Source organism: Cetobacterium sp. 2A, assembly GCF_014250685.1.
Taxonomy (GTDB): Bacteria; Fusobacteriota; Fusobacteriia; order Fusobacteriales; family Fusobacteriaceae; genus Cetobacterium.
Map to the genome: position 1 here is coordinate 941,055 of NZ_JACFAJ010000006.1, position 20,774 is coordinate 961,828.

At 32.7% G+C, this 20,774-nt stretch carries 18 protein-coding genes; 11 read left to right on the forward strand and 7 right to left on the reverse strand.

Translation table 11 applies throughout. The annotated features are described in order from the left end of the window. Positions 1–54: 54 nt before the first annotated feature. Complete coding sequence (gene metK, locus H3N56_RS08450; protein ID WP_185880755.1) at positions 55–1,209, forward strand: methionine adenosyltransferase; 1,155 nt, start codon at positions 55–57, stop codon at positions 1,207–1,209. Between the two features lie 36 nt (positions 1,210–1,245). On the opposite strand, the gene citF is transcribed toward metK, so the two are convergent. The 7 genes from citF to glmS all read right to left on the reverse strand — a co-directional run bounded on the left by citF (position 1,246) and on the right by glmS (position 8,500). Continuing rightward, the gene (gene citF / locus H3N56_RS08455; protein ID WP_185880756.1) at positions 1,246–2,676 is read right to left on the reverse strand and encodes a citrate lyase subunit alpha; all 1,431 of its coding nucleotides are present in this window, start codon (positions 2,674–2,676) and stop codon (positions 1,246–1,248) included. 10 nt (positions 2,677–2,686) lie between these two features. After that, complete coding sequence (locus tag H3N56_RS08460) at positions 2,687–3,559, reverse strand: CoA ester lyase (protein WP_185880757.1); 873 nt, start codon at positions 3,557–3,559, stop codon at positions 2,687–2,689. Further along, entirely contained in the window at positions 3,559–3,822 is a 264-nt protein-coding gene (gene citD / locus H3N56_RS08465; protein ID WP_185880758.1) for a citrate lyase acyl carrier protein, read from the reverse strand. The genes H3N56_RS08460 and citD overlap by 1 nt, the downstream gene beginning before the upstream one ends. A gap of 72 nt (positions 3,823–3,894) precedes the next feature. Continuing rightward, positions 3,895–5,139, reverse strand: a complete 1,245-nt coding sequence (locus H3N56_RS08470; RefSeq protein ID WP_185880759.1) for a methylaspartate ammonia-lyase — start codon at positions 5,137–5,139, stop codon at positions 3,895–3,897. A 33-nt stretch (positions 5,140–5,172) separates the two neighbouring features. Next, positions 5,173–6,630, reverse strand: coding sequence for a methylaspartate mutase subunit E (locus H3N56_RS08475; protein ID WP_185880760.1), 1,458 nt, complete (start codon positions 6,628–6,630; stop codon positions 5,173–5,175). A 24-nt stretch (positions 6,631–6,654) separates the two neighbouring features. Next, positions 6,655–8,061, reverse strand: coding sequence for a methylaspartate mutase accessory protein GlmL (glmL, locus tag H3N56_RS08480; protein ID WP_185880761.1), 1,407 nt, complete (start codon positions 8,059–8,061; stop codon positions 6,655–6,657). A 22-nt stretch (positions 8,062–8,083) separates the two neighbouring features. Further along, entirely contained in the window at positions 8,084–8,500 is a 417-nt protein-coding gene (gene glmS, locus H3N56_RS08485) for a methylaspartate mutase subunit S (protein ID WP_185880762.1), read from the reverse strand. A gap of 315 nt (positions 8,501–8,815) precedes the next feature. Between glmS and rimP the strand changes: the two genes are divergently transcribed. The 10 genes from rimP (at position 8,816) to lon (ending at position 20,773) form a co-directional block, all read left to right on the forward strand. Continuing rightward, entirely contained in the window at positions 8,816–9,277 is a 462-nt protein-coding gene (gene rimP, locus H3N56_RS08490) for a ribosome maturation factor RimP (RefSeq protein WP_185881104.1), read from the forward strand. Between the two features lie 25 nt (positions 9,278–9,302). Continuing rightward, entirely contained in the window at positions 9,303–10,403 is a 1,101-nt protein-coding gene (gene nusA, locus H3N56_RS08495) for a transcription termination factor NusA (protein WP_185880763.1), read from the forward strand. After that, complete coding sequence (locus H3N56_RS08500; protein ID WP_185881105.1) at positions 10,393–10,920, forward strand: DUF448 domain-containing protein; 528 nt, start codon at positions 10,393–10,395, stop codon at positions 10,918–10,920. Before nusA ends, H3N56_RS08500 begins: the two co-directional genes overlap by 11 nt. Before the next feature lie 23 nt (positions 10,921–10,943). Then, a complete protein-coding gene (gene infB, locus H3N56_RS08505; protein ID WP_185880764.1) occupies positions 10,944–13,118 on the forward strand; it encodes a translation initiation factor IF-2 in 2,175 nt (724 codons plus the stop codon). Positions 13,119–13,130: 12 nt separating this feature from the next. Next, the gene (rbfA, locus tag H3N56_RS08510) at positions 13,131–13,487 is read left to right on the forward strand and encodes a 30S ribosome-binding factor RbfA (protein ID WP_185880765.1); all 357 of its coding nucleotides are present in this window, start codon (positions 13,131–13,133) and stop codon (positions 13,485–13,487) included. Positions 13,488–13,494: 7 nt separating this feature from the next. Further along, positions 13,495–15,213 carry a single-stranded-DNA-specific exonuclease RecJ gene (gene recJ, locus H3N56_RS08515; RefSeq protein WP_185880766.1) on the forward strand — a complete coding sequence of 573 codons (1,719 nt, stop codon included), beginning with the start codon at positions 13,495–13,497 and terminating at the stop codon, positions 15,211–15,213. Positions 15,214–15,231: 18 nt separating this feature from the next. Next, on the forward strand, positions 15,232–16,521 hold the full coding sequence (tig, locus tag H3N56_RS08520; protein ID WP_185880767.1) for a trigger factor: 1,290 nt from the start codon (positions 15,232–15,234) through the stop codon (positions 16,519–16,521). A gap of 115 nt (positions 16,522–16,636) precedes the next feature. Further along, positions 16,637–17,212 (forward strand): ATP-dependent Clp endopeptidase proteolytic subunit ClpP, encoded by a 576-nt coding sequence (gene clpP / locus H3N56_RS08525; RefSeq protein WP_185880768.1) that lies wholly within the window; start codon positions 16,637–16,639, stop codon positions 17,210–17,212. A 14-nt stretch (positions 17,213–17,226) separates the two neighbouring features. Continuing rightward, positions 17,227–18,462 (forward strand): ATP-dependent Clp protease ATP-binding subunit ClpX, encoded by a 1,236-nt coding sequence (gene clpX, locus H3N56_RS08530; RefSeq protein WP_185880769.1) that lies wholly within the window; start codon positions 17,227–17,229, stop codon positions 18,460–18,462. Between the two features lie 4 nt (positions 18,463–18,466). Beyond that, complete coding sequence (gene lon, locus H3N56_RS08535; RefSeq protein WP_185880770.1) at positions 18,467–20,773, forward strand: endopeptidase La; 2,307 nt, start codon at positions 18,467–18,469, stop codon at positions 20,771–20,773. Position 20,774 lies beyond the last annotated feature (1 nt).

Below are 20,774 nucleotides of genomic sequence, written 5' to 3' on the forward strand. Positions count from 1 at the left end.
CTTTTTTATTTATATTATTAAAATTTTTTTAGTATTTTTAGGAGGGGTTTAACAATGAAAAATTTAACTTATTTTACTTCAGAATGCGTATCACCTGGGCATCCTGATAAAATAGCAGACCAAATATCTGATGCAGTATTAGATGCGTGTATAAAAGATGATCCAACTTCAAGAGTAGCTTGTGAAGTATTTTGTACAACTGGACAAGTTATAGTTGGAGGAGAGATTACTACTAGAACGTATATAGATATTCAAGAGATAGTAAGAAATAAAATAGATGAGATAGGATACAAGCAAGGAATGGGGTTTGATTCAGATTGCGGAGTTTTAAATGCTATTCATTCACAATCACCTGATATAGCTATGGGAGTTGATATCGGAGGAGCTGGAGACCAAGGAATAATGTTTGGAGGAGCTGTTAAGGAAACTCCTGAGCTTATGCCATTAGCTTTAGTGTTGGCTAGAGAGATAATTATAAAACTTACTAGAATGACAAGAAGTAAAGATTTAGAGTGGGCTAGACCAGATGCAAAATCTCAAGTTACTTTAGCTTATGATGAAGCTGGAAATGTTGTAGGAGTTGATACTGTAGTAGTTTCAGTTCAACATAATCCAGATGTAACTCAAGCTCAAATTCATCATGATGTAAAAGAACTTATAATAAAGCCAGTTTTAGAAAAATATAACTTAAATCCAGAAGAGGTAAAAAATTACCACATAAATCCAACTGGAAGATTCGTAATAGGAGGACCACACGGAGATACAGGTCTTACTGGAAGAAAGATAATAGTTGATACTTATGGAGGATTCTTTAGACATGGTGGTGGAGCATTCTCAGGAAAAGATCCATCAAAAGTTGATAGATCAGCAGCTTATGCCGCTAGATGGGTTGCTAAAAATATAGTAGCTGCAGACTTAGCAGATAAGTGTGAACTTCAATTATCTTATGCAATTGGAGTAGTAGATCCAACATCTATAAAAATTGATACCTTTGGAACTGGAAAAGTTAGCGAATTAGAACTAGCAGAAGCTGTTTCTAAAATATTTGACTTAACACCAAGAGGAATAGAAAAAGCTTTAGAGCTTAGAAGTGGAAATTTCAACTATCAAGATTTAGCTGCTTTTGGTCATATAGGAAGAACTGATTTAGATTTACCTTGGGAAAGAAACAATAAAGTTGAAGAATTAAAAAAATATTTCAATAGATAAAAAACGGAGGAGCCTTTTAGGCCCCTCCATTTTTTATTACTTTACCATTTTTATAGTGTCTATTATAGAACCATCACGGTATTGAACATTTGCAACAATTTTATCTGTAAATTCTATTGGAGTAGGTTCTCCAGTTAAGTTCTTAGCGATAGCACCAAGTTCTTCTATAGTTTTTATAGGTAAGTTAGAATCTTTGAATTTCTCAATTAAATCTAATCTTTTTGGATTGATTGCAACTCCGTATTCAGTAACTAATACATCTACAGTATCCCCAGGAGTAGTGATAGTAGTAACGTGATCTTTAACAACAGAGATTCTAGCGTTAACTAGTTGAGAAACTATGATAGAAAGTTTAGAACCAGCTGCAGTATCAGCATGTCCACCAGATCCACCCATTATAATTCCACTTGAACCAGTTGTAACGTTTACGTTGAAGTTATGGTCTATTTCAGTGGCTCCAAGGATTACAACGTCTAATTTATCAACAACTGCTCCTTTGTTGTTAGCATTTGCATACATAGAAGCAGACATAGTTATATGTTCTCTGTTTGTACGAGCAGATTCAATAGCAGCAAGATCAAAACATTGAACATCAAAAAGAGCTTTGAAAAGTCCTTCTTTATACATATCAACGATATATCCTGTTATTCCACCAGAAGCAAAACTTCCAACTACATTTTTTTCTTTCATAAGATTTTTAAGTTCAGCAGCAACAGCTAGAGATATTCCACCCGCTCCTGTTTGGAAACTCATACCATTTTTGAAGTATCCTGAGTTTTCAATGAACTTTGTAGTTAAGTTTGCTATTTTTAATCCAATTGGGTTTTTAGTAACTTGAGTTGTTCCAGAAACTATTCCTTTTGGATCTCCTATAGCATCTACAACTAAAACATAATCAATTTTAGTTTGATCTATTTCAATAACTGGATTTGGATATGAAACTAAATTATCTGTAATAACAACAACTGTGTCAGCATAGTCAGCATCTGTATGAGCATATCCTAAAGCTCCACAAGCTGATTTTCCATCTACACCATTGATATTTCCATATTCGTCAGAAGTAGGAGCAGCTAAGAAAGCGATATCTATGTGAGCTTCTCCAGTTTCGAATAATCTTGCTCTTCCACCGTGAGTGTGCATAAGAGCAGGAGTTGCTAATTTACCAGCAGATATTGCTTCTGCAACTGGTCCAGAAATATATGCAGAATAAATTCCAGTAACTACTCCGTTTTCAATGTGTTGAACTAAAGGTTTATGACATGGGAAAATAGAACTAGCAGCTATTTTAACATCTTTATATCCTCTTTTTGCTATTTCATCCATCACCATATTTAAAATGAAATCACCATTTCTTAAGTGGTGGTGGAAAGAAACAGTCATTCCATCTTTTAAATTTAAATTATCCATAAGTTTTGTAAACTCTAGATATAACTTCTCTTTTTCTAAGCTAACTTTGCAATTGTTCATTTCTTCCTCCTTAACTTATTAAACCTATGGCTTTTGCTATTTCAAGAGTTTGAATAGCTCTGTTAATTATTGGTAAATCTACCATTTTTCCATCTAGAGAGAAAACTCCTAATCCTTCAGCTTCAGCTTCTTCTTTTGCAGCCATTACTCTAGTAGCATGTCTGATATCAGCAGCAGAAGGTGAATAACTTTCGTGGATAGTGTCAATTTGTCTAGGGTTTATAGCTAACTTTCCAGTAAATCCAAGTGATTTAGCTTTGATAGAATCTTTTGCTAGCCCTTCATAGTCGTTAGTATCTGTAAAAGGAGTATCAATTACTTCTATTTTTGCAGCTTTCGCAGCATTGATAAGTTTTGTTCTAGCATAGAAAAGTTCATCAGAGTTGGCAGTTCTTTTAACTCCGTAGTCAGCAGCTAAATCTTCTCCACCAAGTAATACTGCAATACATCTTTTTGAAGTTGCAATAGTTTCTGATACAGTTTCGATTCCAAGAGCTGTTTCAACAAGAGCATGAACTTTAATAGTTCCATTTTCTATACCTAATTCTTTTTCTATTTCTGTAAGTCTATTATCTAAGATTGCCATATCCTCAGGAGTTGCTTTTGGAAGTAAAATAGCATCTGGTACTAATCTTGCCATAACTTCAATATCATCAGCAGCGAAAGGAGAAGATAGAGGGTTGATTCTGATAACAACTTCAGTATCTCCATAAGTTAATGTTTTTAGAGCATTAGATATAAGAACACGAGCTGCATCTTTTTCTGTTAGAGCAACAGCATCTTCTAAATCAAATATAACAGAATCTGCTCCGAAAAGGTGAGCTGTTTGTAACATACCAGGGTTATTTCCAGGCATAAAAAGCATAGATCTTCTTAATTTCATTACATCATCCCCCTTTTTATAGCAGTTTCTACTCTAGCTTCGATAGTATAATCTAAAGCTCCTTTATCTTGTGCTACAACTTTAATATTGTTTATTCCTAAATCTTTTAATTTATTTTCTATTACTTCTTTAATTCTATTTCCAAATTGTTGCATAACAGAACTTTCTAAATCTATTTCTATACCGTGCTCATTAGGAGTAACCATAAGAAATATATCATTTGATTCTAAGGTTCCACATTTAGCTGGTTTTTTAATTGTCATTATTTCACCTCATCAACATTTTATTAAATAAAAGGAAAAGGTAGAAATTTCTACCTTTTCCCAGAATTAGAACTATTTCTTTCTTCTGTTAACCATAGCTTCTACTCTGCTCATTTCGTTGAATACGATCATGTATCCCTCGTCAACACCCATTCCTGGTTTAGCAAGAACTTGAAGAGCTCCAGTTGCCATAGCAATATTAGTAGTTACCTCAGCAGATCTGTTAGTTTCGTTACAAGTTCCACCACAGTAAGATCCTATTCCAACTTTGTTACAGTAAAGAATAGCGTCAGCTATATTGTTAACTCCTCCTAAATCTGGAGTTTTTATTTGTACTACGTGTCCAGCTTTTGCATCAGCGAAAGCTTTGATGTCGTCGAAAGTGTTACACCATTCGTCAGCAACAAGCTCAACGTTGATTCCTCTTCTGTCTACTTCAGCAGTAAGAGCAGCAAGAGCTTCTATTTGCTTAGGACCATCTTCAACGTCCATAGGACCTTCGATTCTTAAAGCAAATGGTTTTGCAGCTTCAGCAAGAGTTGCTAAGTAGTCTGCCATTTTAGTAGTATCGCAACCAAAAGCAGCTCCGATAGTTCCGTATACATCTATATGTAATATTGGGCTGTAGTTTTCGTCAGCTCTTAATTCGATTATTCTATCTCTTAACCATCCAACGTACTCAAGTAAGATTCCACCGTCTCTACCAAGTTTAGTATCAACATGGTTTATAAGAGCGTGAGGTAAAACGTCAGCAGTTTTGATGATCATTTTATCAGCATTCTCATATCTGTTATCTCCAGATTGAGTGAATATTGGTCTCTTAGAAATTTCTAAACCAGTATTGTAATCTTTTTGGATTACTTCAGCCATAGTTACATGTCTGTCTTTAGCTACAGCATCAAGTAAAGCTTGAGTGATTCCGTATCTGATAGCAGTATGTAATCTTTTTCCGTTTAATTCCATTCTGTCAAACTCTTCAGCAAGAGATTTGAAGTTGTTTAATTCTTTTCCTATTAACTTTGGAGCGATTTCATTTTCGATAACTGGAATGAAATCTTTAGCTAGGAATAGAGGATCTCTTCCACCCGCACCTGAGTATTGAACAGCAGCACAGTCACCGTAAGCAACTTGTCCGTCTTCTAAAACAAGTTGAACTGAGATAGATTCTCCTGATTGTCTGATAGAAGAGAATCCTTCAGTTACAGGCTCTCCAACATATGCAAATCCATTGTGATCTGCTCCATTTTTTATAGCTCTCTGGTCATCAAAGTAGAAACCAGTTTTTCCTGGTGAACAAATAACGTCAACAATTTTCATAGTAATCCTCCATATAGTTTTATTATTTTTTAATTACTTAGTTGCAGGTCTTCCGATAAGAGATCCTTTTCCAACTGCGAATATATCGTCAACAGTCATTTGGAAGCTTATTTCTCTTCCTTCGAAGTCAGCTCTTTCTTGAAGTTTAGCAGTGTTGAAATCAATTATATCTTGAGTGAATGGTAAGTTACCAACATTTAGGTATCTGATCATTCCGTTGTTGTCTCTAGCAGGCATCATTTTACCAGCATTGAATTTTGAAGGTGCGAATGGAACGTCCATTACTCCAGTTTCGAAAGCTTTAACAGTTCCTACAGCTAGGTCTCCATTTCCAATTTCAACAACTTTATCTATTATTTGTTTAACTTCTTTTTGAATTAAGTTCATTTCAAACTCTAAAGCAGCAGAATCTGGAAGTCTTTGACCAGTTAATAGGTTAAGAACCATCTTAGTTGCTCTGATACCCATAGCGTTAGCTTCTTTAGTTGGAACTCCGATAGCCTCATGAGGAGTTTTAACGATAACTTTTGTAGCTCCAGAAAGTGCAGCAGCAGAAGCTCCGTTAGAGATTACTCCAAACGCTTTTGCCTCATCTTCAGGGAATCCTCCCATCCATTGGTGGAATACAGTTGTGATGTAAACATCATTGTATCCGTATTCTCTACAGTACTCTTCAGCTTGCTTTTGTAAAGATCTTACAGCAGCAACGTCTTGAACTAAGTTTCCACATTGTCCGTATCCTAGAGTGATGTTTCTAACTCCTTGCTCAGCAGCCATTAAACACTCGATGATTTGTACAGCGTTTGAGATTGATGGAGGAACTAATGTACCAGTAAGAGGTCCAAATGGTTCTCTGTTGATTGAAACTCCTTGCTCTTCGTACCATCCAACTAGTCTATCGATATATTGCCAGTCGATCATTGTTTTTTCTAAACTAACTGATTTAGCGTAAGGAATGTTATAAGAGATTCCTCCACCCTCGTTAGAAGTGTATCCAGCTGCCATCATGATTTCAGAAAGTAATCTAGCATCAGGAGTTCCGTGTCTAAGTTGTAAAGGAAGGTTAACTGCTTCAACAACCTCTCTACATCCTTTAACTCCGTGGTTAACACCTGGGAATCCATTAAGTAATGATCTTCCAGCTTTTAGAGATTCTTCGATACCTTTTTGACAGTTCTCATACTTGTTTTGTCTAGTGTAAGAGTCAATTGTAGATGGAAGTAAATCTGCTCCACCCTCTTTATCTAGGAAGTTTAATAGCTCTATATGTTGGCTAATTAGAGCAACTCCAGCTCTTGGTTGTGCTAGAGTGATTCCTCTTTCTTTAGCATCTATTAATTTTTTAGAGAAATTTTTGTGATCAGGTAAAGATTTGTGATATCTTATAGCATCCTCTAAATCTACTTCCTCACCAGTAGGCCATTGCTTTAATACTTCTTCTCTTATTTTAAAAAACTCTTCTTCAGTCCATTTTCTGAATTTTAATTCCATTGAAAAAACTCCTCCTTAACTATGTTATACTTCGATTAAATATTTTTTCATAATTCTCACTGCTAAGTTAGGCAATGATTCAGCTAAAAGTCCCATAGCAGATAAAATATATGTTTTATCAACTAACAATTTTGGATTTTCAGGTTTTAGATGTATTGGTTCTAAAGGATTAAATTTTCCTGCTTCTAAAATTTGATGTGGATGTTCACTATGAATGATAACTCCACCTGTTCCAATTATATATGGAGTATTTAGAAGATCTTTTCCAATTTGGTTGAACATAGTTCCCATTGGAGTGTAGATACATTCTAAAACACCGCAGTGACGACTCATAGCAATTTCAGTAGCTGCCATAGCCATAGCCTCGTCAAATTTAATCTCTCTTTCAGTAGAAGGAACCATCTTTATGTTATCGTGACGATAGTTGCAGTCAGCCTTAACATCCCAAAGTTTTTCAGTATCACCTAAGTATGCACGTAGTTTTTTTGTCCCAGCTGCTTCAAGTAAAGAGATAGCAGAGTATCTCATACCTAAGTCACCTTCAACAGTTCTTTTAGAGAAAGGATCTTCTAAACCTTTGATCATTACACCAGGTTTTGTAGGATCACCTTTTCCAATTGAGTGAATATCAGTTGTAGCACCACCTATATCAATTATGATTAGGTCACCTATTCCATCTTCTTCATCAGTACCACTTGATAAAACTTCAGCTGCCTTTAAAACTGCTGCAGGAGTAGGCATTAGGATTCCGCTGATAAATTCTTCAGCATTTTTCATTCCTTTGGCTTCTACAATTTTATGCATAAAAACTTGACGAATTGCTTCACGTGCTGGTTCTACATTTAATTTGTTCAGTTTAGGCATAACATTTTCAGTCATGTAATAATCAATATTAGCTTCTTTAAATATTTCTTCAATCTCATCTGTTGCAGCTTTATTTCCAGAAACAATAACAGGAACAGATAAGTTGTATTTTGCAATGAGTTTAGCATTATGAATAATGCACTCTTTGTTTCCCCCATCAGTTCCACCAGCAAGTAGAATTATGTCGACAGGGGCATTTTTAATTTCTTCCATTTCTTTTGAATTAAGTTCATAAGAGAAAGTCTTCATAACTCTCGCACCTGCACCAAGAGCAGCTTTTTTAGCAGCTTCAGCAGTAAGCTCAGGAACAAGTCCTATTGCAAACATTTTAAGACCACCAGCAGCAGATGAACAAGCTATTTTGTTAACGAACTCTACTTCAGAGAAAGGAACAACTTTTTCTATGTTGATCTTTAATTCCTCAAAAGCATTATTGAATCCAATCATGATGTCGTTTTCAATTGTAGTAATATCTTTAGCTGTAGCTAAGATATTTTCCGCTTCTATATCAATAGCAGTAAGCTTTGTGTATGTGCTTCCAAAATCTATCGTAAGATAACATTTCATAGAATCATCTCTTTTCTAAAAATTAAGCAATCCCAAGATCAGCTTTTAAGTGTTCAGTAGTAAGTTCGATAGGAGTACCTGGCTTGTAAACTCTGTTGAATCCCATAGCTTGGAATCTAGATTCTACTTCATCCCATACTTGCTTTCCAACAACTATGTTTCCACCAACATAAAGAACGATGTCCTTTAATCCAGCTTCTTCGCATTTTTCTCTCATACCTTGGCAATCTAACTCTCCATGTCCATATAAAGAAGAAACAATTATTGCATCTGCTTTAGTTTCAACAGCGGCATTGATAAAGTCAACTTGTGGAGAAAGAACTCCTATATTAACAACTTCAAATCCGTTAGTCTCAAGAACGTGGTGAATGATTTTATTTCCAACAGCGTGACAGTCGGAACCGATTACACCTATAACAACCTTTTTACCATTTTTCATAGATATTAACACCTCGCTAAATTTTTTGCTATAAAAAACAAACTTTATATGTTTAAAATATACACTATGTTTCTAAGAAATACAACATAAATGTAAAATTTATATAGAGAATTTTTAATTCATTCATGAAATATATGATAATTCATGTATAATTCTTGCTTGTCAAGGATAATTTGCTTTTTATACTATATTATGTTATAATTTTTATAGATAATTAATACAAGTTATAGTTTAAGAGTGGGCGCAACCCACTCTTTCTTTATAGTTTTTTTTAATGAAAGTGAGGTGAAGTGTATGGTTGTTGACAAGAGAGAAATGGAAAAAGCCTTGGAGAAAATAGAGAAAATAATATCTCCAGCAACAGAAGAATTAGGACTTGAGCTAGTTGATGTAGAATATGTTCAAGAGGGTGGATATTTCTATGTTAGAGTTTATATAGAGAAGAAAGACGGAGAAATAAATTTAGAGGATTGTGCTAAATTAAGTCATAAAATAGATGAGCCGATAGATGCACTAATTGAACATAAATTTTTCTTAGAAGTTTCTTCACCTGGAATAGAGAGACCTTTAAGAAAAGAAAGTGATTATGTGAGATTTACTGGTGAAAAAATAAAAGTAAGTCTAAAACATAAATTAGATGACAATAAGAACTGGACTGGAATACTAGAGAAAATAGAAAATGGAATTGTCTATCTAAATATCGAGTCAAAAATACTTGAGATACCATTTGGAGAGATTAGAAAAGCTAATATTGTTTTTGAATTTAGTGAATTTTAGAATTCATAGGAGGTAATAGAAGAAGATGAAAAGTAAAGATGCTAAGATTTTTTTAGAGGCATTGGACGAGCTTGAAAGAGAAAAAGGTATAAGTAAAGAAAGCCTTTTAGAAGCTGTTGAACAGGCCATGCTAGCTGCTTATAAAAAGCACTACGGTGAAGAGGAAAATGTAGAGGTTGAGATTAATAGAGAGAGTGGAGATGTAAGAGTTTATGAAATCAAAACTGTTGTTTCAGAAGAAGATTTATATGACGCTGCATTAGAAATTTCTTTAGAAGATGCTCAAGAGATAAAAAAGAGAGTAAAACTTGGAGATATCGTAAAAATTGATGTTAACTGTGAGGAATTCAGAAGAAATGCTATCCAAAATGGAAAACAAATAGTAATCCAAAAAGTTAGAGAAGCTGAAAGACAAAATATTTATGATAAATTTAAGAATAGAGAAAAAGATATTATAAACGGAATCATCAGAAGAATAGATGATAAGAAAAATATATTTATCGAATTTGATGGAATAGAGGCAATTCTTCCGATTGCTGAGCAATCTGCAGCGGATGTATATAGAGTTGGGGAAAGAATAAAAGTTTATGTAGTTGAAGTAGAAAAAACAAGTAAATTCCCTAAAATTGTTATTTCTAGAAAAAATGAAGGGCTTCTTAAGAAGTTATTTGAACTAGAAATACCAGAAATCTCTGAAGGTGTAATTGAAATCAAAGCAGTAGCAAGAGAAGCTGGTTCTAGAGCTAAAGTTGCTGTATTCTCAAATGATGACAATATAGATACTGTTGGAGCATGTATAGGTCAAAAAGGACTTAGAATTAGAAATATCGTAAATGAACTTAATGGAGAAAAAATTGATATAGTTGTATGGAAAGATTCTATTCAAGAGTTTGTTTCTGCTGTATTAAGTCCAGCAAAAGTTAAAAGTGTTGAAGTTTTAGAAGAAGGAGCAACTGCGAGAGTAATGGTTGAGAGTTCTCAATTATCTCTAGCAATCGGTAAAAATGGTCAAAATGCTAGATTAGCTGCAAAGTTAACTGGAATGAGAGTTGACATAAAAACTGATGATACTGTTGAACCACCAATAGATTTAGAAATAACTATTGATGAGGGGTATAATGGATAAGCATATTCCAGAAAGAACGTGTGTGGTTTGTAGAGAGAAAAAGGATAAATCAGAACTCTTTAGGATAGCTCAAGTTAGTGAAAATAAATATGTTTTTGATAAAGAACAAAAAATGCAAGCAAGAGGATTATATGTATGTAAAACTCATGAATGTATTCAAAGAATTTCTAAAAATAGAAAATACAACCTAAGTATGGATGATTTAATGGCTATGTTGAGTCTTTTAAAAAAGAAATCAAAGGACTATTTGAACATTTTAAGGGCAATGAAAAACTCAGAACATCTTACTTTTGGAATAAATATGGTAATGGATGAAATAGAACATATTCATTTCATAATTATAGCAGAAGATATAAGCGAAAAGAATGATAAAAAGCTTATAGCTAGAGCAAAAGAATTAGGAATCGCATATGTTCATTATGGAAATAAACATGAACTGGGCGAGATATTTAATAAAGATGAAGTGAATGTAATTGCTGTAAAAAACAAAAGGATAGCGAGAGGTCTTATAGATTAGGTTACAGGAGGTGTCTTATTAGTATGAGAACAAGAGTGCATGAATTAGCAAAGAAATATAAGATGGGAAATAAAGAGTTTTTATCTTTACTTCATGAAATAGGAGTAAATGTATCTTCACATCTTTCGGGATTAACTGATAACCAGTGTAAGGAAATATTAGAGTATTTTGCAGATCCTGCAAATAAAGAAACTATCGAATTAGGTGTTGCAACTGTTAACGCTGGATTTGAATCAGATGAGAATTTTGATGAAATAGTAGAAGAAGAATTTGTAGAAGATACTAGCAAAAAGAAGAAAAAGACTACTAAAAAAGCAGAAGATGAAGTAGAAGATGATTCTTCTAAAGGTAAAAAGAAGAAGAAAAAAGGAAGAAGAACAGATTTCGTAGTATTGAAAGCTGAGCAAGGTCCTGACACTATAGAAGAAGATGGAATGAAAATCATCAAGTTAAGAGGAGAGATTACTCTAGGAGAATTTGCTTCAAGACTTGGAGTTAGTTCTGGAGAACTTATCAAAAAACTTTTCTTAAAAGGTCAAATGTTAACTATTAACAGTCCAATATCTTATGAGTTAGCTGAAGAGTTAGCTGAAGAATATGAAGCTTTAGTAGAAAAAGAAGAAGAAGTAGAATTAGAGTTCGGAGAAAAATTCGCACTTGAAATAGAAGACAGATCAGCAGATCTAATAGAGAGACCTCCAGTAATAACAATAATGGGACACGTTGATCATGGAAAAACATCATTACTTGATGCTATCAGAACAACAAGCGTTGCATCAGGAGAAGCTGGTGGAATCACACAGAAAATAGGAGCATACCAAGTAGTAAAAGATGGTAAGAAAATTACTTTCGTAGATACTCCTGGACATGAGGCCTTCACAGATATGAGAGCTAGAGGAGCACAGGTAACTGATATAGCAATTTTAGTTGTAGCAGCAGATGATGGAGTAATGCCACAAACAATAGAAGCACTTTCTCATGCGAAAGCAGCAAATGTACCTATAATAGTTGCAATCAATAAGATGGATAAGCCAGATGCTAATCCTATGAGAGTAAAGCAAGAAATGATGGAGCATGGACTTGTTTCTATCGAATGGGGTGGAGACACTGAGTTCGTTGAAGTTTCTGCAAAACAAAGATTAAATTTAGATACTCTTCTAGATACAATTTTAATTACAGCAGAGATGCTTGAATTAAAAGCTAACCCTAACAAAAGAGCTAAAGGTGTAGTGTTAGAGTCTAGACTAGATCCAAAAGTTGGTCCAATAGCAGATATTCTTGTTCAAGAGGGAACTCTTAAAATAGGAGATATCATAGTTGCTGGAGAAGCAAATGGTAGAGTTAGAGCTTTAGTAAACGACAAAGGTGAAAGAGTAGAGAAAGCTGAATTATCTCAACCAGTTGAAATAATCGGATTTAACTTTGTTCCATCTGCTGGAGACGTTATGTATGTTGTACAAAATGAACAACATGCTAAGAGAATAGTAGAAGAGATGGCTAAAGAGAGAAAAATTTCTGAAATAACTAGAAAAACAATATCTCTAGAGTCATTATCTGAGCAATTAGAAAGTGCAAACATTAAAGAACTTAACTTAATTCTAAGAGCAGATTCAAGAGGATCTGTAGACGCGTTAAGAGATTCTTTAACTAAGTTATCAACAGACGAGGTTGCAGTTAACATAATTCAAGCAGCTTCAGGTGCTATAACAGAAAGTGACGTAAGACTTGCTGAAGCATCGAAAGCAATCATAATTGGTTTCCATGTTAGACCTACAACAAAAGCTTTAAAAGAAGCAGATGCTGCTGGTGTTGAAATCAGAACATCTAATATAATCTACCATATTACAGAAGATATTGAAAAAGCTCTTACTGGTATGTTAGATCCAGAATTTAAAGAGATGTACTCTGGAAGAATAGAGATTAAAAAAGTATTTAAAGTTTCTAAAGTTGGAAATATCGCTGGATGTGTAGTGGTAGACGGTAAAGTTAGAAACGATTCAAATATTAGAATTCTTAGAAATGGAGTTATAGTATATGAAGGGAAATTAAGTACATTAAAGAGATATAAAGACGATGCTAAAGAAGTTGTAGCAGGTCAAGAGTGTGGACTTGGAATAGAGAACTTTAATGATATCAAAGAAGGAGATATCGTTGAGGCATTCGATATTATTGAAATAAAAAGAAGCTTAAAAAAGTAGAGGGTGATTGAAATGAAAAGACAAAGATTAGCCGCAATTGAAAAAGAAGTTTCTAAAGTAGTTTCACAAGCATTATTTGGAGAAATAAAAAATCCTAAAATAAAAAAAGCGATTGTTTCTGTTACGGGGGTAAGAGTTACTGAGGATCTTAAGTTCGCTGATTTATATTTTAGTATAATGCCAATAACTGGTGAGAGTTTCAACAAAGAAGAAGTGCTTGAAGGACTTAATGAAGTAAAAGGATTTTTAAGAAAAAGAGTATCTGAAGAATTGGCTCTTAGATATACTCCAGAAATGAGAATTAAATTGGATGATACAATAGAGCATGCTATTAAAATTTCTCAACTTTTAAATGACTTAAAAGGGTAGTGATACTATGGAGTGGGAATATAGTGAACTATCTGAAAATCTAATTAAATCTAAAGCTAGCCAGTGGAAGGTTTCAAATCTTTTAGCTAATTTACTTCTTAACAAAGGTTTTGTTGAGAAGGATGAAGTGGAAAGTTTTTTAAATCCAAATATTTCTAAACTTAGAAATCCCTTTGGATTTGAAAAAATGGATGAGGTTGTTGAAAAAATAATCTCAATAAAAAATAAAAAACAGAAACTTTTTATCTATGGTGATTATGATGTAGATGGAATAACAGCAGCAGCATTCCTAGTTTTAGTATTTAGAGAGATAGGTATAGATGTGGATTATTATATTCCTAATAGAATGGAAGAAGGTTATGGTCTTGATAAAAAGACCATAAACTATATCCATAGTAAAAAAGGGAAATTAGTAATTACAGTTGATACTGGTATAAATTCTATGGAAGATTTAGAGTATGCTAATTCTCTGGGAATAGATGTTATAATTACAGATCATCATAAAAGTGTTAAAGAAAAAGCAGATAATCAACTTATCTTGATAAACCCAAAACTAAGTGAAAACTATGAGTTTAAATTTTTAGCAGGGGCTGGAGTAGCGTTAAAAGTTGCCCAAGCTGTATTTATTAAACTTCAAGAAGATTTTTCTAAACTCTATCAGTATATGGATATAGTAATGATAGGTACTGTTGCGGATGTTGTTCCAATGATAGATGAGAATAGAATTATTATAAGAGAAGGATTAAAAGTATTGAAAAATACTAAGGTAAAAGGATTAGTTTATCTTATGAGATACTTAAAATTTCAAAATAAGGATATAAACACTACTGATATTAGTTATTTTGTATCTCCACTCATAAATTCACTTGGAAGAATTGGCATCTCTAGATTAGGAGCCGATTTTTTTATGAAAGAAGATGAGTTTGAAATTTATAATATTATCGAAGAGATGAAAAGATCTAATAAATTAAGAAGAGAATTGGAAAAAAGTATTTATGATGAGGCCGATAGAATACTTAAAAGTAAGAATTTAAAGGAATTGAGATACATTTTCTTGAGCTCTTATAAGTGGCATCCAGGTGTTATAGGAGTTGTTTCTTCTAGACTAAGCGTTAAATATGGGGTTCCCGTAGTATTAATTGCTTTGAAGGATGGTATTGGAAAAGCTTCATGTAGAAGTGTTCCCGGAATAAATATCTTTAATATCTTCAAAAAAATAGGTGATAACCTAATTCGATTTGGCGGTCATGATTTGGCAGCTGGATTTATAGCAGAGGAAACAAAGCTTTCTTATATTGAAAAACTTTTCTCTGAAGAGATTGAAGAAGTGAAAAGTAAAAAAGATAAAAGAAAATTAATGATAGATTTAGAATATTCTATTGAAAATATAGATGAAAGTATGATAAAAGATATAGGAGAATTATCTCCATTTGGGTTGGAAAATCCACATCCATTATTTTTAGATACTAATTTAAAGATAGAGGGGATTAAAAAATTTGGAGTTGAAGATAGACATTTTAACGGGATCATAAGAAAAGGAAACAAATCTTACCCAATAGTGGCTTTTGAACTTGCTCACAAGATAAACGAGGAAGAATATAAACTTCAAAAATTCGATATAGTCTACTACCCTGAGAAAATCTATTACAAAGGGGAGGAGATTTTTCAGATTAGGATTAAAGACCTAAAAGTTAAGGATGAATTCTTTGAGGTTTTTATCAAATAGATTTTTAAGGAGGAATAAATGAGACACGAAATCAAGAAAATTGAAAATTCAGCAGCTGAGTTAAAGTTTAATCTTACTGCAGAGGAATTAGCACCAATTAAATCTCAAATCTTAAAAGAATTAGTTAAAAAGGTGGAGGTTCCTGGATTTAGAAAAGGAAATGCTCCAGTTGATAAAGTTGAAGCTCAATATGCAGATTTATTAAAAGAAGAAATCGTTGAGAAAGTTTTAAAAGAAAATTTTGATAAAGTTATTGCTGATGAGAAATTATCTCCAATAAGTTTCATATATAATTTAAAAGCTGATATGACAAAAGATGGATTAGAGCTTGTATTTAACATAGATCTTTATCCAGAAGTAACATTAGGTCAATATAAAGGATTAGAAGCGGAAAAAGAAACTTTTGAAATGTCAGAAACTCTTTTAAATGACGAAATCGAAACTTTATTACAATCTAAATCTAAATTAGTAGATGCTCCAGAAGGAACAAAAGCAGCTATGGGTGATACAGTAGATTTAGCTTTTGAAGGATTTATAGACGGTGTTCCATTTGAAGGTGGAAAAGCTGATTCTCACCAATTAAAGTTAGGATCAAAAATGTTTATTGATACTTTCGAAGATCAATTAGTTGGATACACAGTTGGACAAGAGGGAGAAATAGTTGTAAACTTCCCTGAAAACTATCACCAAGCTTCATTAGCTGGAAAACCTGCAACTTTTAAAGTTAAAATAAACGCTATAAAAGTTTTAGAAAAGCCAGAATTAAATGATGAGTTTGCAAAAGAATTAGGATATGATTCAGTAGCAGATTTAAAAGCTAAAAAAGAAGAAGAATTAAAAGCTAGAGAAGAGTTAAGAATTAAAAATGATTTCACTGGAAAACTAATACAAAAAGTAGTAGCAGACAGTAAAGTAGAAATTCCTAAGTCAATGATCACAAGAGAAATCGAAGCTAGATTTGCTGAAATGGATCAACAACTTGCAATGCAAGGAATGAACCTTGAGACTTATTTAAAAATGACTGGAATGACTATGGAGAAAGCATTTAATCAAATGGCACCAATGGCACTTAATAAAGTTACAGTTGATTTAGTTTTAGAAACAATCGCTAAAGCTGAAAATATTGCTCTTTCTGAAGAAGAATTAGCTGAGAAAATTTCTGAAGTTGCTAAGATGTATGGAATGACAACTGAGCAGTTAGAAACAGAATTAAACAAAAATAACAACTTAGAGAACTTTAAAGCTACTTTAAAAGGGGAAACTCTATTACAAAAAGCTGTTGAAGTTATTGTTAACAACGCAAAGTAATAATTTAAAAATAAGTATTGAGTAGAGAATTTCTCTACTCAATACTTACTTAAATATAAAGATAAATACTAATATGAGATTAGTATTTTCCTATTTATTTAAGGAGGTAAACTTTATGTATAATCCAACAGTAATAGAAAATACAGGTAAGGGTGAAAGAGCCTACGATATATATTCAAGACTTCTTAAGGACAGAATAATTTTCTTAGGAACAGAGATAGACGATCAAGTCGCAAATTCAATTGTGGCACAACTTCTTTTTTTAGAAGCAGATGATCCTGAAAAAGATATAATAATGTATATTAACAGTCCAGGTGGGGTAATAACTTCTGGAATGGCTATATACGATACAATGAACTATATAAAACCAGATGTACAAACAGTATGTGTTGGTCAAGCTGCAAGTATGGGAGCATTACTTTTATCTGCAGGAACAAAAGGAAAGAGATATGCTTTAGAAAATGCTAGAATAATGATTCACCAACCTTTAGGTGGAGCAAAAGGTCAAGCAACAGATATAGCAATTCAAGCTCAAGAAATTTTAAGAATGAAAGATTTAACATCTAAAATTTTAGCTAAAAATACAGAAAAACCATTAGAAAAAGTATTAGCAGATACTGAAAGAGATAACTTTATGTCAGCAGAAGAAGCTAAAAATTACGGTCTAATAGATGAAGTTTTTGTGAGATAGGAGGAGAAATACTTATGAGTAAAAAAGAAAATTGCTCTTTTTGTGGCAGAGGACAAAATGAAGTAGCTAAACTTTTTGCAGGAATAGAAGGAGCTTATATTTGTGATGAGTGTATAGAAACTTGTTTCGATATGCTTGATTTTTCCTCGATTCCAGAAGGTGAAAAACTTGAAAGTCTTTCAGAACTTAAATTATTGACGCCAAGAGAGATTAAGTCAAAACTTGATGAATATGTAATAGGACAGGATGAAAGTAAAAAAGTTTTAGCGGTTTCAGTATATAATCACTACAAAAGAATAATGCATAAAGATAGCGGAGATCAAGATGTTGAGCTTCAAAAATCAAATGTTTTATTAATTGGACCAACAGGTTCTGGAAAAACATTATTAGCACAAACATTAGCTAGAACTTTAAATGTACCGTTTGCAATAGCAGATGCAACTACACTAACAGAAGCTGGATACGTAGGAGATGACGTAGAAAATGTTTTAGTTAGATTATTACAAGCTTCAAACTATGATGTGGATGCAGCTGAAAGAGGAATAATTTATATAGATGAAATAGATAAGATAGCAAGAAAATCTGAAAATGTTTCAATAACAAGAGATGTTTCTGGAGAAGGAGTACAACAAGCGCTTCTTAAAATAATAGAAGGAACTAAATCACAAGTTCCACCTCAAGGAGGGAGAAAGCATCCAAATCAAGAATTGATTGAAATCGATACTACAAATATTTTATTTATAGTTGGTGGAGCTTTTGAAGGACTAGAGAAGGTTATAAAATCAAGAACTAACAAGAAAGTATTAGGATTTGGAGCTCAAAACAATAAAGCTATAACTGAAACTGAAGGTGAAAGTTTCCAAAGAGTTTTACCTGAAGATTTAGTTAAACAAGGGATAATTCCAGAACTTGTGGGAAGACTTCCTATCATCACAACTTTACAAAGTTTAGATGAAGAAGCTCTTATTAAAATTTTAACTGAGCCAAAAAACTCTATAATAAAACAGTATGGAAAGTTTTTCCAAATGGAAGATGTAGAGATTGAATTTACACAGGACGCACTTAAAAAAATAGCAGATTTAGCATTAGCTAGAAAAATTGGAGCTAGAGGATTAAGAGCGATTTTAGAAAATACAATGTTGGAGCTTATGTATGATGTTCCATCAGAAAAAGATATAAAGAAAATAGTGATTACGGCAGAGTCTGTTACTGACTCTTCAAAAGTTTTAATTGAAAGAATGGAGGGATAACCTTATGAGTAAATTACCATTTTTACCAACTAGAGATATAGTTATCTTCCCTGGGATTGTAACGCCAGTATATGTAGGAAGAGAGTTAAGCCTTGTTACTTTAGAAAATGCTGCTCAAAATAAAGAGAGAATAATTCTTGGAACTCAAAAAGATAGTCTTAAAGAAGATTTAGATCTTACAAAAGATATCCATAAAGTTGGTGTTATCGCAACTATACTTCAAACAGTTAAGATGCCAAATAATACTATTAAACTCTTATTAGAAGCAGAACAAAGAGTGTATGTTGATAATGTAGAAATTGTTGATGGGAAATACGAATCAGAATATACTTTAATAGAGTGTAAAGAAGAAAAGACGAAAGAACTTCAAGCTTTATACAGAAAAATTTTGAAAAATTTTGAAAAATATGGAAAGATTACTAATAAAGTTAGTCCAGATTTAATAATAAATTTAAAAAGTATGACTTCAATAGGATCATCTTTTGATATAATTGCATCTAATCTTATGATTGATACAGCTGAAAAGCAGTCATTGCTAGAAGAATTTGATGTTGAAAAAAGAGGATTTAAAATTCTTGAACATCTAAATAGAGAGATTGAAATAGCTAATATTGAAAGAAAAATAGAAGAGAAAGTTAAATTTAAAATAAATGAGAACCAGAAAGCATACTACATAAAAGAAAAAATTACTGCGATGAAGGAAGAACTTGGAGATCAAAATCCAGATGAAGATATAGCGCAGTTAAAAGAGTTAATTGATAAGAAGAAACTTCCAAAAGATGTAAAGAAAAAATTAGAGTCGGAATTAAAAAAACTTTCAAGAATGGCTCAATTTTCTGCGGAAGCGACAGTATCTAGAACTTATATAGAAACAGTTGTTGATTTACCTTGGGATAAATCGACTAAAGATGTCTTAGATTTAAAAAAAGCAAGTGAAATTCTAGAAAGAGATCACTATGGACTTAAAGATGTAAAAGAAAGAATCTTAGATTATTTAGCTGTAAAAAAATTAAATCCAAACATGAAAGGTACTATTTTATGTCTTGCAGGACCTCCTGGAGTTGGAAAAACATCTTTAGCAAAATCAATAGCTGAATCTATGGGAAGATCATTTGTTAGAGTTTCTTTAGGTGGAGTAAGAGATGAAGCTGAAATAAGAGGACATAGAAGAACATATATTGGTTCTATGCCTGGAAGAATTATGAAAGCTTTAAAAATAGCTAATTCAAAAAATCCTGTTATTCTTTTAGACGAACTTGATAAAATGTCGAGTGATTTTAAAGGAGATCCGTCTTCAGCTATGCTTGAAGTTCTAGATCCTGAACAAAATTCACATTTTGAAGATCATTACATTGATATGCCATTTGACTTATCAAAAGTATTTTTTATAGCAACAGCTAATGAGTTAAGAAATATTCCAGGACCATTGAGAGATAGAATGGAAATTATAACTCTTTCATCTTATACAGAGATTGAAAAATTACATATTGCAAAAAAATATTTAATAGATTCTTCTAAAATTGAAAATGGTTTAAAAGATGTAGAAGTTGACATATCGGATAAGTCTATTTTAAAAATTATTGATGAGTATACAAGAGAAGCTGGAGTTAGAAATTTAAAAAGAGAAATAATGTCACTATTTAGAAAAATAGCAAGAGATGTTATTGAAAATAAAAAGAAAAAAGTAGTAGTCAGCATAAAAAATGTTGAAAAATATTTAGGTAAAGTTAAATTTAGACCTGAAAAAATGAGAGAAAAAGTTTCGAAACTTGGAGTAGTTAACGGGCTTGCTTGGACTGCTGTTGGTGGAGTAACTCTTGAAGTACAAGGAGTTGTTATACCGGGGAAAGGAAACTTATCTCTAACTGGAACTTTAGGAAACGTAATGAAAGAATCAGCTCAAGTTGCATTTACATACTTAAGAGCTAATTTAGAGAAATTTGGATTAGAAAATCCAGAATTTTTAGAAAAGAAAGATATACATCTACATTTTCCTGAGGGAGCTACTCCAAAAGATGGTCCATCTGCAGGAATTGCAATAACTACAACTATTTTATCTATCTTAACGAATAGAAAAATTAGACAGGATATAGCGATGACTGGAGAGATTACTATCATTGGGGAAGTGTTAGCAGTTGGTGGAATTAAAGAAAAAGTGATAGGGGCTCATAGAGCTGGAATAAGAGAAGTTATTCTTCCAGATGACAATAGAGTTGATGGCGACGAAATACCTAAAGAGGTAGCCAAAGATATGACTATTCATTATGTTAAGCAATATAGTGAGGTTGAAGAGTTAGTATTTGAAAAATAAA

Bases quoted from the DNA above. Each gene is read 5' to 3' on its own strand.
- metK (WP_185880755.1), top strand. From the start codon at position 55: ATGAAAAATTTAACTTATTTTACTTCAGAATGCGTATCACCTGGGCAT.
- rimP (WP_185881104.1), top strand. From the start codon at position 8,816: ATGGAAAAAGCCTTGGAGAAAATAGAGAAAATAATATCTCCAGCAACA.
- nusA (WP_185880763.1), top strand. From the start codon at position 9,303: ATGAAAAGTAAAGATGCTAAGATTTTTTTAGAGGCATTGGACGAGCTT.
- clpP (WP_185880768.1), top strand. From the start codon at position 16,637: ATGTATAATCCAACAGTAATAGAAAATACAGGTAAGGGTGAAAGAGCC.
- citD (WP_185880758.1), bottom strand. From the start codon at position 3,822: ATGACAATTAAAAAACCAGCTAAATGTGGAACCTTAGAATCAAATGAT.
- glmL (WP_185880761.1), bottom strand. From the start codon at position 8,061: ATGAAATGTTATCTTACGATAGATTTTGGAAGCACATACACAAAGCTT.
- citF (WP_185880756.1), bottom strand. From the start codon at position 2,676: ATGAACAATTGCAAAGTTAGCTTAGAAAAAGAGAAGTTATATCTAGAG.
- tig (WP_185880767.1), top strand. From the start codon at position 15,232: ATGAGACACGAAATCAAGAAAATTGAAAATTCAGCAGCTGAGTTAAAG.
- rbfA (WP_185880765.1), top strand. From the start codon at position 13,131: ATGAAAAGACAAAGATTAGCCGCAATTGAAAAAGAAGTTTCTAAAGTA.
- H3N56_RS08460 (WP_185880757.1), bottom strand. From the start codon at position 3,559: ATGAAATTAAGAAGATCTATGCTTTTTATGCCTGGAAATAACCCTGGT.
- lon (WP_185880770.1), top strand. From the start codon at position 18,467: ATGAGTAAATTACCATTTTTACCAACTAGAGATATAGTTATCTTCCCT.
- recJ (WP_185880766.1), top strand. From the start codon at position 13,495: ATGGAGTGGGAATATAGTGAACTATCTGAAAATCTAATTAAATCTAAA.
- infB (WP_185880764.1), top strand. From the start codon at position 10,944: ATGAGAACAAGAGTGCATGAATTAGCAAAGAAATATAAGATGGGAAAT.
- H3N56_RS08470 (WP_185880759.1), bottom strand. From the start codon at position 5,139: ATGAAAATTGTTGACGTTATTTGTTCACCAGGAAAAACTGGTTTCTAC.
- H3N56_RS08475 (WP_185880760.1), bottom strand. From the start codon at position 6,630: ATGGAATTAAAATTCAGAAAATGGACTGAAGAAGAGTTTTTTAAAATA.
- glmS (WP_185880762.1), bottom strand. From the start codon at position 8,500: ATGAAAAATGGTAAAAAGGTTGTTATAGGTGTAATCGGTTCCGACTGT.
- clpX (WP_185880769.1), top strand. From the start codon at position 17,227: ATGAGTAAAAAAGAAAATTGCTCTTTTTGTGGCAGAGGACAAAATGAA.